The following is a 13002-nucleotide window of genomic DNA, read 5'->3' on the forward strand; positions in this document are numbered from 1 at the left end:
ACCGGCGGCCGGCGGGGTCAGCCGGAGCACGGCCGGTGGAGGTAGCCCCACCCTGAGCCGGCTCAGGGTGCCGGAACTGGGGGAGGGGTCGGGGATCACGCCGGATTCCCTGTCCCCGGTACGCGACCAGGCTGGTCGCATGGCCTTCCCCTCCGCACGCTCGTCGCCCACCACCCGCCCGTTCACCCTGGTCGCCGCCGGCGGGCTGGGCCTGACCGCGTTCCTCGGGGTCGTCGCCCACCTCGCCCCCGACCCCGGGATGAGTCCGTTGTCGCTGACCATCAGCGACTACGCCGTCTCGAACAACGGATGGCCGATGAACCTGGCCATCTTCGTCCTCGGGGCCAGCTCGCTCGCCGTACCGCTGGCGCTGCGGGCGGCCCGGGTCGGCGCGGGGCGGCTCGTCGAGGGCCTGCTGCTGGTCTGGTGCCTGGGACTGGTCGCCTCGGCGCTGGTGCCGACCGACCCGATCGGCACGCTCGAACTGACCACCCGGGGATACGTACACCGGTACGTCTCGGTCGCCGCCTTCGTCGCCCTGCCCGTCGCCGCGTTCCTGGCCGCACGGCGGCTCGCCGCCGACCCGCGCTGGCACCCCACCGTACGCCGGTTGCGGCTGCTGGCGGCGGTGAGCGTGCTCGGTCTGGCGGGGCTCTACTACGTCGCCTTCCCCGGCGAGCGGGTGATGATGGGCCTGGTCGAACGGATCCTGGTCGTCACCGAACTGGCGCTGCTCGCCGTCCTCGTCGGACAACTGCGTCGGCTGGCCGTGGCCGACCTGCCGGCCCGTACCCCGGTTGGAGCGGTGGCGGAGCCCGGCGGCGGGCGCGCGGCGGCCCGCTCAGTCCTGGCCGGTCGCGATCCGTTCGACCAGGTCGCGGTAGTCGCCCTTCATCGGTAGTTCGCGGTCGACGACGAGCCGGCGAGGGGTGCTGGTCACCTCGAGACCGTGCACCGGATCCCGGCCGGTGTGCGGGTACGACTCCCAGCGCAGCCCGATGCCGCGACGCTGTCAGGTCGGCAACCCGGCGAAGTTGATCCCGTGCCGGAACAGCAGCTCGTTCTTGTCCGAGGTGTTGGTCCCGGCCAGGGCACGGCTCGCCTGGGTGGCGGTGTGCCCGCCGTGCCGCAGGGTCCAGTAGCACCAACCGTTCAGCGCGCACCGGGCCGCGTCCGACTGCCGCCAGGAGAAGTAGTCCACCACGTCGGTGACGCCGGTGCCGAGCCACAGGCGGGAGTCGAAGTGCGCCGCCTCGCCGCACGCCCGGGTGAACGTCGCGCTGGCGATGCCGGCCGAGATGGAGACGAGCTTCTCCACACCGCGTCCGAAGAGGTGGAACCCGGGATCGAGCAGTACGGAGATCTCGTCGCTCTCGGTGTACGCGTACCGGCCGCCGAGTTCGGTGAGCAGCGCGCCGGTGGCACGGTCAGCCCGTGGAAGTACTCCCGGGCCCGCTGCCGGGCCTCGAACTCGTCGCTGTGCACGGTCAGCCGGCCACGGTCGGGTAGCGGGCCTGGAAGGCGAGTCGGGCGTCGGCGCCCTCGGCGATCCGGCCGACCACGTCGTCGAGGGCGAGGAACGCCTGCCACGGCTGTTCGTCGCCGGCGGCGGCGAGCCGCTCCACGACCAGCTGTTCGAGGTCCGGCACCCGGGCGCCCTTCCAGATCTTGTCGGCGAGGCTGACCAGGAGTTCCTCGGTGCTCGCCTCGGGATGGTCCCAGTTCGCGTGGCTCCCGGCGAACCGGGCGAACTCCTCGCCGACGCCGTACGAGAGCAGGAGCCGGTGCCCGGCGGACTCGTGCCGGCTGCCCGGGCCGGAGAGTTCGGCCGGATGCTCGATCTTGCCGATGTCGTGGGTGGCGGCCCCGAACAGCACCGCGACCGGGTTCACGGCCAGCCGGGGATACCGTTCGGCGAGCCAGTCGAGCAGTTGGGCGGCGACGTCGTGTACGGCACGCAGGTGGGCGGCGAGTCGGGGTGGGGCGGCACAGGCCAGCAGCAGTTCGGCGGCGGGGGCGGGAAGCGGCCGGAGCACCGGGTCGCCCTGCTCGGTGAGGGCTCGGTGCAGCGCGCTGGTCGTCATGCTGAGCAACGGTAGCGGTGGCGGCGTACGGCGTCGCCGCTGCGGACCCGCCACGCCCCCTGTCCGCCGACCCGGACCGGCGGAGCAGGGGACGTGGGGCACCGTGGCTGGGCGGGCCGAGCGTTGCCGGGGGACGCGGCTCGGGACCGCCAACCTCCCTTCGGTCAGGGGAGAATGGGGGAGGCGGGCAGCGCGGTGGTGAATGCGGTCCAGGCGGTCGGTGCGAAGAGCAGCACCGGGCCGGCGGTGTCCTTGGAGTCGCGGATCGCGATGGTGCGGGCGGTGCCGTCGTGGGCGAGCAGGGCGAACTCGACACAGGCGCCCTGGTCGCCGCTGCGGGTGCTCTTGCGCCAGCTGGCCCGGGCCAGCAGCGCGGTCGTCTCCGGTGACATCTCACAGTCCTTTCAGGAGGCGGTTGATGGTGTCGCGGCTCTCCGCCGGGCTCAGCGCGACGGCCCGTAGGTGTTCCATGATCTTGGCGCAGGTCCGCAGGTCGTACGGCCGGTCGAGGATCAGCTGACCGGCGACGGTCTCGACCGAGGCGAGGATCGGGTCCTCCGGGTCGGCGAACTCGAGGATGTGCAGTGAACCGCGGGTGCCCCGGTGGTAGCCGGCCCTCAGCGGGACGACCTGGATGGTCACGTTCGGCAGTTCCGAGGTTTTGAGCAGGGCGTGGAGTTGCGCGGCCATCACCGGCTCCCCGCCGACCGGACGCAGCAGCGCGCCCTCGTCGACGATGGCGTCGTAGATCGGCGGGTCGGACTCCTTGAGACGTTGTTGTCGGCCGAGCCGGATCTGCACCCGCTGCTCGACCTCGTCGTCGCCGAGGGTGTGCGGGCCTCCGCGCATGATCGCGCGGATGTACTCCGGGGTCTGGAGCAGGCCCGGCACCACGGACGGCTCGAAGTTGGCGATCGCCGTCGCCTCGGCCTCGACGGCGATGAAGTCGATCGTCCGGCGGTCCAGGATGTACGAGTAGGAGACCCACCAGCCCGGTTTGCGGGCCTCCTTCGCGAGTTGGACCATGTCCTCGATCTCGCTCTCCGGTCGCCGGTAGAGGGTCAGCAGTGCGCGTACCGAGGCGGGACTGACCATGGTCTGCGCGTTCTCGTAACGGGAGAGCGTGCTGCGGGTGCTGTTGATCTCGTCAGCTGCCTGCTCGAGGGTGAGCCCGGTCGCCTCGCGGGCATGGCGCAGAGCGATGCCGAGTCGGCGGGCGCGGAATGACTTCGGAGCCATGCATCGATCCTGTCATATGGAGACGGGAATGCGTGCATGAGAGAAGACCCATGAGAGTTGCATTCACGCGTTCACAACTGGCAATCTGTTGTCACGTCCTCACTGCCGGTGGTCGTGTCGACGGTGGCTGTGGGTGACCGAAGGGGAATGAGGCGCACGGCGATCGGACCTTCCCGTACCCGATCGCCGTGTTCCTTCCGCCAGCTGCGGACCTGGAGGCGACAGATGACCGCGACCCCCTGCTGGCCCCGGATCTCCCGATGTCGCTGGTGCGCCCGACCGGTGCTCCGGGACAACGACGGGGCGTGGATCCACGCCGACCTGGCCTACGTCTGCCGGGACCGCGGAGGTGGACTGGCCGGCACGACCGCCGAGCCGGAAGCAGCCCGCCGTGTGGGCTGACGTGTGGGCTGACGTGTGGGCTGACGGGTCCACGGGGTGTCGCCGGGACGGAGGCGACAGCCGTCACCCCGACCGGTGGCTGGGACTGTCCTGATGACCCGCTACCTCGTTGTCCTCACCGATGTACGGCCGCTGACAAAGGAGGGTCGGGACGAGCGGATCGAACCCGAGCGGCGGCGTCAGGTGGTCGGCGCGACCAGCCGCGAGGCGGCGGACCGGATCGCCGCCGCCTTCGCCGCGCTCGGCATGGTCCGGGCGGGCCGACAACGGGTCAAGGTGCTCGCCGTCGGCCGCCGCCGGGCCGAGGTGTGAGGAGGGACCTGCGGCGCCGGGGCTCGACGAACGGCGGTGCAACCGGAATCAGCCGGGCCTCGACGAACGGCGGTGCAACCGGAACCAGCCGGGCCTCGACGAACGGCGGTGCAACCGGAACCAGCACCGACGTACCAACCAGAGGAACTCGCGGACGGGCCGGCTCCACCAGCGGAGCAGCAGGGTCGTCAGCATCACCGTGAAGAGGATCGAGCCGACCTCCTCGACCTCCTCGGGCAGATACCCGCCGAGGCTGATCAGCGACGCTCCGACGACCAGCGCCGCGAGCCGCAGCGGGGCCGCGACGACGCCGGGCCGGTAGCGGTCCGCCCGGAGCGGGGCGCGGATTGGTGCGGGCAGCCTGGCCAGTTGCCGGCGGAGCAGTACGGCGACGCCGGCACCGGCCGTGACAGTCACCGTCATCCCGAGGGCCGTCGCGAGGAGTCCGGACGGGAGCAGTTCCGCAATCGTCACCACGACGAGGTTCGCGAGCAGGAGCAGCACGCAACCGAGGTCGGTGAGCAGCCAGAGCGTCTGCCGGGCGCCGACCGCCGCGGTTCGTGACGCGCCCGGGGCGTTCGGTACCGCCTGGAGCACCCCGCCCAGAAACGGAGTGCCGCGTGCCCACCGCCCCCGCTCGGCGTCGAGCTTCGCCAGGCCGTACAGCGCCTGCGGGTTGTCGGGAGCGAGGCGTAGGGCCTCCAGGTACGCCGTCCGGGCCCGCCCGAACTCGGCCATCCGGTGCTGCACCCTGCCCTCGGTCACCTGCGCCCAGACACTCTCCGGGTCGAGATCCCGGGCCCGCCCGGTGGCGGCCAGCGCGGCGAGTACGGCCCGGGTGCCGCGCTGGCACAGCAGCGCCTCGGCCCGGATGAGCTCGTAGTCGGCGTCGTCCGGGGCGAGCCTGCGGCCCTGTTCGGCGGCGGCCACCGCCTCGGGGATGCGGCCCAGTTCGCGCAGCGCGACAGACCGGTTGCCGTGGACCCGAGGGTTGTCCGGAGTGCGTGCAGCGGCCAGGTCGAGCGCGGTCAGCATCTCGGACCAGCGGGCCTCCAGCTGGTGGCAGTGGGCGAGCACCTGAAGGGCGTCACTGTCCTCCGGGTCCTCCCGCAGCGCCTCCGCGACCAGCCGGTACGCCGCCTCGACCCGATCGACCTGGGTTAGCTGCAAGGCCCGGTGGAGCAGGGCCGTCCGGCCGCTTCCGGCGGTGCCCGTCCCCGCCGCACCGGTCCCGGCCCCGCCACCCGCCCCGTCGGCCATCAGAGCAGCTTCCGCCGCTTCAGGTACGCCACCAGGTCGTCGTACGCGCCACCCTCGTTGGCGAACATCGCCACGTTGCGGGCGGTGGCGAACCACGGCTTCGTCGACGGACGGATCTCCTTCAACGCCCGGTCGAAGTCGCGCTGCTCGATCATGCGTACCTCGCCCCGGCGGATCGAGTCGGCCATCGCGTACTCGGCCGCGGACTCGCAGAGGTGGGCCAGGTCGGCGCCGGAGAAGTCCTCCGTGCTCTTCACGATCCGCGGCAGGTCGATGTTGGCGATCGGGCGCTCCCGCAGGTGGTACTGCAGGATCGAGGTCCGGGCCGGGGCGTCCGGCGGCAGCACCAGCACCACCCGGTCCAGCCGGCCGGGCCGGCGCAGCGCCGGGTCGACGTCCCACGGCGTGTTGGTCGCGGCGAGGACGAAGACCCCCTCGTTGTTGCCCTCCACGCCGTCGAGTTCGGCCAGCAGCTGGTTGCCGATGGTCCGCATGTTGCTCGACGTGACCTTGGAACGCTTGTGCCCGAGCGCGTCGACCTCGTCGAGGAAGAGCACACACGGCGCGCTGCGCCGGGCGGCCTCGAACAGCTCGTGCAGATTCCGCTCCGAGTTGCCGATCCACATGTCCAGCACGTCCACGATGGAGAGCGAGATGAACTTCGCCCCCATCTCGCCGGCGATCGCCCGGGCCAGGAAGGTCTTGCCGCAGCCCGGCGGCCCGTACAGCATCAGACCGCCGCGCAGGCTCTTGCCGTACAGCTTGCGCAACTCCGGGTTGCGCAGCGGGCCGAGGAAGGCGAGCTCGAGCCGTTCCTTGACGTCGGTCATCCCACCGACGTCGGCGAGCCGGATCGTGGAGGTCTCCACGTCGAACATCCGGTCCGCCTCGCCGGCCACCGGCTCCGGCTCGTCCCCGGCAGCGAACCGCGGCGGTACGACGTCCGCGAGTTCCTGCTCGTAGGCGGCGAGCGGATCGTCCGCCGACGGCCCGGTGGAGGGCGCCGACGGCGGCCCGGCCGGCTGCCCCGGCCCCGAGGTCGCCGGCGTGCCGGAGGAGGCGGCGTCCGCCGCGTCGGGCGCCGGGGTGGTGGCGGGTGCCGGGTCGGCCGGCGGTACCCCGAGCGCCCGCTGCATCAGCCGCTGCGCCTCCTGGTCCGAGGGGTTCCGGGCGAGCGCCTGCCCGATGTGCGCGATCGCCTCGCCGGACCGGCCCCCGTCCAGCAGCAGCCCGGCCAGGTGCAGCCGCAGCGGTACGTCGTCCGGATTCGCCTCGACGGCGGTGGTGAGACTGGTGATGACCGAATCGGAACTCACAAGACGTGCAGCCTAGACGTCGACCGCCACACTGGCGACGCCTCGCCACCCGACCCCTCGTCAGCCACTGCCGTCACCGCGATCCCGCTGTCACCGACCGTATCCGGGATGCTTACCCCGTCGAGGTTTCCCATTGCTGAAAAGGGGTGTGGACCCGGACGGTGGCCACGCAGAGTAGGGTCACCCGGAAAGGCGCAGGCGGTGCCCGGGCGGCGGTTCCTCCCCGTCGCGCCGGTGGCCGGGCGCGGCCGGGACGCGGGAGGTACGGTGCCGCGAACGAACGGTGACGCGAAGGAAAGGTGACCGAAGTGACCACCCCAGGCAAGACCCGCGTGGCCGTCGTCTTCGGCGGTCGCAGCACGGAACACGCCATCTCCTGTGTCAGCGCGGGAGGCATTCTCGGCGCCCTCGACCCGGACGAGTACGAGGTGGTTCCGGTCGGCATCACCCGGGCCGGCCAGTGGGTGCTGACCGACGGCGATCCGAGCGTCTTCGCGATCGCGGACCGTCGACTGCCGGAGGTCACCGCCGCTGCCGGATCCGCGGTCGTACTGCCGGCCGACCCGACCGGCAACGGGCTGATGGTGCTGGACCCGACCGAGGGGGCGCAGGCGCTCGCCGACGTCGACGTGGTCTTCCCCGCCCTGCACGGCGCCTACGGCGAGGACGGCACCATCCAGGGGCTGCTGGAAATGGCCGGCATCCCGTACGTGGGGGCGAACGTCTTCGCCTCGGCGGCGGCGATGGACAAGGAGTTCACCAAGAAGCTCGCGGCCGCCGAGGGGATCCCGGTCGGCCCGTACGTCGTGCTGCGCAGCGGGGTCAGCCTGACCGAGGAGGACAAGGAGCGGCTCGGGCTGCCGGTTTTCGTCAAGCCGTCCCGGGCCGGTTCGTCGGTCGGCGTGAGCAAGGTCTCCGACTGGGCCGACCTGGAGGCGGCGGTCGCCGCCGCCCGGCAGATCGACCCGAAGGTGCTGGTCGAGGCGGCGATCGTCGGTCGTGAGGTGGAGTGCGGGGTGCTGGAGGCGGAGGCCGGCGGCGGTCCCGAGGCCTCGGTGCTGGCCGAGGTCCGGGTCGCCGAGCACGACTTCTACGACTTCGAGGCCAAGTATCTCGACGACGACTGCGAGTACGACATTCCGGCCGACCTGCCGGAGCGGGTCACCCGCCAGATCCAGGAGTACGCCTGCCGTACCTTCACCGCGCTGGACTGCGCCGGCCTGGCCCGGGCCGACTTCTTCGTCACCCCGGAACTGGACGTCTACCTCAACGAGATCAACACCATGCCCGGCTTCACCCCGAGGTCGATGTTCCCGCAGATGTGGGCGGCGAGCGGCCTGGAGTACCCGAAGCTGGTCAGTCGACTGATCCGGACCGCGTTGCGCCGGGGCACCGGCCTGCGCTGACGGTGACCCGGCGCGACGAGGATCAGCGGCGGCCGGCCGGCACCCGCGGCGTCCCGCGCCAGCCGGCCAGCGGGCGCGGCGTGCGGTCGGCCGGCAGGCGCGGGGTTCAGTTGGCCGGCAGGCGCGGCGCTCAGCCGCAGCCGCCCGGCGCCTCCGGCAGCGACGGCACCGAGGCGACGATCGACTCGGAGACCGGTGCCGCCCACTCCACCGTCTGGGGCTGGCCGGTCGGCACGGTGAGCCGTACCGGCACCTCGCGGTCCACGGTGGTCAGTGCGAGGCTGCCGGTGGCCTGCTCGGGCAGCCAGCAGACGCCGTTCACCACGAAGAGTTCGACGTCCGGCGGGACGGTCGGAGTCTGCGCGCCGCAGGCCAGGGTGACCGCCGGGTCGCCGTACGCGGCGTTCTGCTCGGCTCCGGCGGTGACCGGTCGCTGGTCGAGGCCGCGCAGCGTGGCCGGCAGTTGGGAGAGCAGCGCCCGGCAGACGGTGGCCGGCCGTTCGGCCAGGGCCGGTGCGGCCATCTGCACCGGGGCGGTGGACTGTGGCCGGGCGGCCGTCGGGGTGGCGGTCGGGGTGGTCGCCGCCGGGTCCGGCCGGAGCTGGCCGAAGACGAGTACGCCGACGATCAGCGTCAGGGGCAGCGCGACGACCGTCGCCCAGAGTGCCGCCTGGCGGGTGGTCCCCCGGTCACCGGGGCCCGGAGCGGGCGACCCGGTCGGCGTGTCGGCCCTGGCCGAGGTGGTCGACTCCCGGGTGGTGTCCCCGGTGCCGGTGGACGCCGTGGTGTCCCCGGTGGTCGACTCCCGGTCGGTGCCCGACCTGCCTGTCGTGTCCGACTTGTCGGGCCTGGTGATGCCGGCCATCTACAGCCGCACCACGGAACAGGTCACGGTACGGGTGATGCCCGGCACCAGTTGCACCTTGCTGACTATCATCTTGCCCAACTCGTCCACGGTGTGCGCCTCGCTGAGTACCACCACGTCGTACGGTCCGGTGACCGCGTCGACGCGGACGACCCCCGGAATATCCGCGATGCGTGCGGCCACGTCACGTGCCTTTCCGACCTCAGTCTGGATGAGGATGTACGCCTGGACCACGATCCGCCTCCCGTCCGCCGCCGATCGGCTCGACCGTGAAAATACCGTACGGAGCAGGTCGGATCTCGATGGGTGGTCGGAGGGGACACGATGAGCGATCGAATCGGCCGGCTCGACGGGTACGACGGGAGGTCTGGGTGAGCGTCACGCGGGCCGGTGAGTTCGGGCTGATCGCCCGGGTGACGGCACGGCTGGGGACCGGGGCGGCGACCCTGCTCGGACCGGGTGACGACGCGGCCGTGGTGCACGCCCCGGACGCCCGGGTGGTCGCCTCGACCGACGTCCTGGTCGACGGGCGGCACTTCCGGCGTGACTGGGCGAGCGCGGTGGACGTCGGCCACCGGGCGGCGGCGGCGAACCTGGCCGACATCGCCGCGATGGGCGCCGTGCCGACCGCGCTGCTGGTCGCCCTCTGCATGCCGCCGGACCTGGAGGCGCAGTGGGCGGAGGAGTTGGCCGACGGCCTGGCGGCGGAGGCGGCCAAGGTGGGGGCGAGTGTGGTCGGCGGCGACATGTCGGCGAGCCCGACTCTCACCATCGCGGTCACCGCCCTCGGTGACCTGGGTGGTCGGGCTCCGGTGGTCCGCAGCGGGGCCCGGGCCGGGGACATCGTCGCGCTCGCCGGCCGACTCGGGTACGCCGCGGCCGGGTACACCGTACTGTCCCGGGGGTTCCGCACCCCGAAGGTGCTGGTCGAGGCGTACCGGCGGCCGGAGGTCCCGTACGGGGCGGGTCCGCAGGCGGCCCGGCTCGGCGCCACCGCCATGATCGACGTTTCGGACGGGCTGATCGCCGACCTGGGGCACATCGCGGCGGCCAGCCGGGTCGGGATCGACCTGCTCGGCTCGGCGTTCGAGATCCCTTCCCAGATGCGGGACGCGGCCCACGCGCTCGGGGTCGACCCGTACTCCTGGGTGCTCGGCGGCGGCGACGACCACGCCATCGCCGCGACGTTCCCGGAGGATCTGCCGCTGCCGTCCGGCTGGCGCCGGGTCGGGCACGTGGTGCACGGGGTCGGGGTGACCGTGGACGGGCGGCCGTACAAGGGGCCGGCCGGCTGGGACCACTTCCGCTGAGTCCGGGCCGGCGCTGCCGCGGAGCCCCGAGGCCGGCGCCGGCGTGCTGCCGGGCCCCGGCCGCCCCGACGGGGTCTTCGTCACATGATCGCGCCGGAGAAGGGACGCCGGCCCTACCCTGGTGCGCGTGAGTGACCTGGAAATTCGGGACGAACCATACGATTCCCCTGCGGCGCAGCGCCTGGTCGCCGCCACCCTGGCCGACCTGGCCGCCCGGTACGGCGGCAGTGGTGACGAGACCCCGGTCGCACCGGCCGAGTTCGCGCCGCCGAACGGGACGTTCCTGGTGGCGTACCTGGACGGGGAACCGGTCGGCTGCGCCGGTTGGCGCTCACACGGCGACACCGGCGAGGTCGCCGAACTGAAGCGGATGTACGTCTCCCCGGTCGCCCGTGGCCGGGGAGTCGCCCGCGCCGTGCTGGCCGGGATCGAGGAGTCCGCGCGCAAGCACGGTCGCCGGCGGCTGGTGCTGGAGTGCGGCGACCGGCAGCCCGAGGCGGTCGCGCTCTACCAGAGCAGCGGATTCGAACGGATTCCGGACTTCGGCTACTACCGCGACGAACCGGGCGTGCTCTCCTTCGGCCGCTGGCTCTGACCGGTCTTCCGCCGCCGCGACAGCCGGAGATCGGGGCATGCGGAGATCGGGACATGCGGAAAGCCGCCGGGTACCCGCCCCGGCGGCTTTCACTGCGTCACGGCGTGCTCAGGCGCGGGCGACCTTGCCGGCCTTGATGCACGAGGTGCAGACCTGGAGCTTGCGGGTCGTGCCGCCACCGGCCGGGGTACGCACCGACTGGATGTTGGGGTTCCAGCGGCGGTTGGTCCGCCGGTGCGAGTGGGACACGTTGTGGCCGAAGCCAGGCCCCTTGCCACAGATGTCGCACACGCTAGCCACGGGATACTCCTGGAAATTGATCGTACGTAGGGCTGCCGACAGGGCGCTGCCAGGCAACCTGGTCAGGTTACCCGATGCCCGGGCCACCCGGCCAATCGGCTCCGACCGGCGGGAACCGGTGGATTGATCGTACGGCAGCCCGGGCGCGTGGTCGGTGGTCGCCAGTAGGCTTCTCGCCGTGCTGCAGACCCTCGACGCCGCCGCCCTGCGTCGGTGGTGCGCGGGTGGACTGGCCGTGCTCCGGCGCCACCAGCACGAGATCAACGAACTGAACGTCTACCCGGTGCCGGACGGCGACACCGGCACCAACCTGGTGCTCACCCTGGCCGCCGCCGAGGAGGCCCTGCACACCGAGGCGGACCCCGCTGCTCCGCCCGCCGCGTCCGGCGCCACCGGGTCGGCACACGGCCGGGTGCTGCGGCGGCTGGCGCGGGGCGCCCTGCTCGGCGCCCGGGGCAACTCCGGCGTGATCGTCTCGCAGTTGCTACGCGGCCTCGCCGACGCGCTCTGTGACGTGCCGGTGGTCCGGGGACGGGCCCTCGCGGCGGCACTGCGGACGGCCAGCGCGGCGGCGTACGCGGCGGTGGCCCGACCGGTGGAGGGGACGCTGCTCACCGTCGCGGCCGCGGCGGCGACCGGTGCCGAGCGGGCGGACACCGACGACCTGCCGGTGGTGGCCCGGGCTGCCGCCACCGCCGCCGACCAGGCGTTGGCGCGTACCCCGGAGCAGTTGCCGGCGCTGGCCTCCGCCGGCGTCGTCGACGCCGGCGGACGCGGCCTCTGCCTGCTGCTGCACGCCCTCGTCGAGGTGATCACCGGTGACCCGTCCGTGGCACCGGCCGACGAGCCGGCGACCCCCGGCCGGGCGCCCCGGCCGGGTCCGCCCGCCCCGACCGTCCGGGAGACCGGCTCGGCGGACTTCGGCTACGAGGTGCAGTACCTGCTCGACGCCGAACCGGCGGCGGTGGACCGGCTCCGCACGGAGCTGGACCGGCTCGGCGACTCACTGGTGGTGGTCGGCGACGGGGCCGGGCCGGGGGAGACCGCCACCTGGAACGTGCACGTGCACGTCAACGACGTCGGGGCGGCGATCGAGGCGGGCGTGGTGGCCGGCCGGCCGTACCAGATCCGGGTGACCCGGTTCGCGGACCAACCGGCCGGGCCGGAGCCCGTGCCGCCGGTGCCGGCCGGCCGTCCCGAGCGGGCGGCCGTGGTGGTGGCGTCCGGCCCCGGCCTGGCCGCGATCCTCGCCGCCGAGGGCGTCACCGTGGTCGACGGGAACCCGTCCGCCGGGGATCTGCTGGACGCGATCCGGCGCACCGGTGCCCGGCAGGTGGTGGTGCTGCCGAACGACCCGAACACCCAGGCGGTGGCGGGACTCGCCGCCGAGGAGGCCGAGGCGGGCGCGGCCGGACCTGGGGTACGGGTCAGCGTGGTGCCGACCCGCTCCCCGGTGCAGGCGCTCGCCGCCCTGGCGGTCCGGGACCCGGCCCGGCGGTTCGACGACGACGTGATCGCGATGGCCGAGGCCGCCGGCGCCTGCCGGTACGGCGAGGTCTGCCACGCCGGCCGGGAGGCGCTGACCGTCGCCGGACGGTGCCAGCCGGGCGACGTGCTCGGGCTGGTGGACGGCGAGGTGCACGTGATCGGTGCCGAGCTGGTGTCGACCTGCGCGGGGCTGCTCGACCGGATGCTCGGCGGCGGCGGCGAGCTGGTGACCCTGCTGCTCGGCGCGGACGCGCCGACCGACCTGGCCGACGTGCTCCGGGCCCACCTGGCCCAGCGGTGGCCGTTCGTCGAGGTGCACCACTACTCGGGCGGTCAACCGTTCTACCCCTTGCTGGTGGGGGTCGAGTGACGGCGCAGTCGGGTACAGCGTGGTTCGGCACAGCGTGGTTCGGGACGGGTGCGGC

Annotated in this window: 16 protein-coding genes; 7 read left to right on the forward strand and 9 right to left on the reverse strand. The window is 73.1% G+C overall.

Annotation, left to right across the window (positions count from 1 at the left end; all coding sequences use genetic code 11):
- The first annotated feature begins 139 nt into the window (after nucleotides 1–139).
- Nucleotides 140–901: a DUF998 domain-containing protein gene (locus ABGB21_RS14855; RefSeq protein WP_347678191.1), complete on the forward strand. Its 762-nt coding sequence runs from the start codon at nucleotides 140–142 to the stop codon at nucleotides 899–901.
- 111 nt (nucleotides 902–1012) lie between these two features.
- Here the strand turns inward: ABGB21_RS14855 and ABGB21_RS14860 are convergent, their stop codons facing one another.
- From ABGB21_RS14860 to ABGB21_RS14875, 4 genes are all read right to left on the reverse strand, one after another.
- Nucleotides 1013–1411 (reverse strand): tRNA(His) guanylyltransferase Thg1 family protein, encoded by a 399-nt coding sequence (locus ABGB21_RS14860; RefSeq protein ID WP_347678342.1) that lies wholly within the window; start codon nucleotides 1409–1411, stop codon nucleotides 1013–1015.
- Nucleotides 1412–1487: 76 nt separating this feature from the next.
- Nucleotides 1488–2084 carry an HD domain-containing protein gene (locus ABGB21_RS14865; protein ID WP_347678193.1) on the reverse strand — a complete coding sequence of 199 codons (597 nt, stop codon included), beginning with the start codon at nucleotides 2082–2084 and terminating at the stop codon, nucleotides 1488–1490.
- Nucleotides 2085–2248: 164 nt separating this feature from the next.
- Nucleotides 2249–2476, reverse strand: a complete 228-nt coding sequence (locus tag ABGB21_RS14870; protein WP_347653788.1) for a DUF397 domain-containing protein — start codon at nucleotides 2474–2476, stop codon at nucleotides 2249–2251.
- A gap of 1 nt (nucleotide 2477) precedes the next feature.
- Entirely contained in the window at nucleotides 2478–3323 is an 846-nt protein-coding gene (locus tag ABGB21_RS14875) for a helix-turn-helix transcriptional regulator (protein WP_347653789.1), read from the reverse strand.
- Nucleotides 3324–3548: 225 nt separating this feature from the next.
- Between ABGB21_RS14875 and ABGB21_RS14880 the strand changes: the two genes are divergently transcribed.
- Both ABGB21_RS14880 and ABGB21_RS14885 read left to right on the forward strand, forming a co-directional pair.
- On the forward strand, nucleotides 3549–3725 hold the full coding sequence (locus ABGB21_RS14880; RefSeq protein WP_347653790.1) for a hypothetical protein: 177 nt from the start codon (nucleotides 3549–3551) through the stop codon (nucleotides 3723–3725).
- A 93-nt stretch (nucleotides 3726–3818) separates the two neighbouring features.
- Nucleotides 3819–4037 (forward strand): hypothetical protein, encoded by a 219-nt coding sequence (locus tag ABGB21_RS14885; protein ID WP_347653791.1) that lies wholly within the window; start codon nucleotides 3819–3821, stop codon nucleotides 4035–4037.
- A 48-nt stretch (nucleotides 4038–4085) separates the two neighbouring features.
- Here the strand turns inward: ABGB21_RS14885 and ABGB21_RS14890 are convergent, their stop codons facing one another.
- Nucleotides 4086–5297, reverse strand: a complete 1212-nt coding sequence (locus tag ABGB21_RS14890; protein ID WP_347653792.1) for a tetratricopeptide repeat protein — start codon at nucleotides 5295–5297, stop codon at nucleotides 4086–4088.
- Nucleotides 5297–6613 (reverse strand): ATP-binding protein, encoded by a 1317-nt coding sequence (locus ABGB21_RS14895; protein ID WP_347678195.1) that lies wholly within the window; start codon nucleotides 6611–6613, stop codon nucleotides 5297–5299. The genes ABGB21_RS14890 and ABGB21_RS14895 overlap by 1 nt, the downstream gene beginning before the upstream one ends.
- A gap of 308 nt (nucleotides 6614–6921) precedes the next feature.
- Here ABGB21_RS14895 and ABGB21_RS14900 point away from each other — a divergent pair, with 308 nt between their 5' ends.
- Nucleotides 6922–8019 (forward strand): D-alanine--D-alanine ligase family protein, encoded by a 1098-nt coding sequence (locus tag ABGB21_RS14900; protein ID WP_347653794.1) that lies wholly within the window; start codon nucleotides 6922–6924, stop codon nucleotides 8017–8019.
- A gap of 130 nt (nucleotides 8020–8149) precedes the next feature.
- On the opposite strand, the gene ABGB21_RS14905 is transcribed toward ABGB21_RS14900, so the two are convergent.
- Nucleotides 8150–8884: a DUF3515 domain-containing protein gene (locus ABGB21_RS14905; protein ID WP_347653795.1), complete on the reverse strand. Its 735-nt coding sequence runs from the start codon at nucleotides 8882–8884 to the stop codon at nucleotides 8150–8152.
- The gene (locus tag ABGB21_RS14910) at nucleotides 8885–9118 is read right to left on the reverse strand and encodes an Lrp/AsnC ligand binding domain-containing protein (protein WP_347653796.1); all 234 of its coding nucleotides are present in this window, start codon (nucleotides 9116–9118) and stop codon (nucleotides 8885–8887) included.
- A 137-nt stretch (nucleotides 9119–9255) separates the two neighbouring features.
- Here ABGB21_RS14910 and ABGB21_RS14915 point away from each other — a divergent pair, with 137 nt between their 5' ends.
- Together ABGB21_RS14915 and ABGB21_RS14920 are read left to right on the forward strand one after the other, a co-directional pair.
- On the forward strand, nucleotides 9256–10194 hold the full coding sequence (locus tag ABGB21_RS14915; RefSeq protein ID WP_347653797.1) for a thiamine-phosphate kinase: 939 nt from the start codon (nucleotides 9256–9258) through the stop codon (nucleotides 10192–10194).
- Between the two features lie 127 nt (nucleotides 10195–10321).
- Complete coding sequence (locus tag ABGB21_RS14920; RefSeq protein WP_347653798.1) at nucleotides 10322–10789, forward strand: GNAT family N-acetyltransferase; 468 nt, start codon at nucleotides 10322–10324, stop codon at nucleotides 10787–10789.
- Nucleotides 10790–10897: 108 nt separating this feature from the next.
- Here the strand turns inward: ABGB21_RS14920 and rpmB are convergent, their stop codons facing one another.
- Nucleotides 10898–11089 (reverse strand): 50S ribosomal protein L28, encoded by a 192-nt coding sequence (gene rpmB / locus ABGB21_RS14925; protein ID WP_123555573.1) that lies wholly within the window; start codon nucleotides 11087–11089, stop codon nucleotides 10898–10900.
- A 178-nt stretch (nucleotides 11090–11267) separates the two neighbouring features.
- On the opposite strand from rpmB, the gene ABGB21_RS14930 reads away from it, so the two are divergent.
- The gene (locus ABGB21_RS14930; protein WP_347653799.1) at nucleotides 11268–12947 is read left to right on the forward strand and encodes a DAK2 domain-containing protein; all 1680 of its coding nucleotides are present in this window, start codon (nucleotides 11268–11270) and stop codon (nucleotides 12945–12947) included.
- Nucleotides 12948–13002 lie beyond the last annotated feature (55 nt).

The organism is Plantactinospora sp. B24E8 (assembly GCF_039871735.1).
Taxonomy (GTDB): domain Bacteria; phylum Actinomycetota; class Actinomycetes; order Mycobacteriales; family Micromonosporaceae; genus Plantactinospora.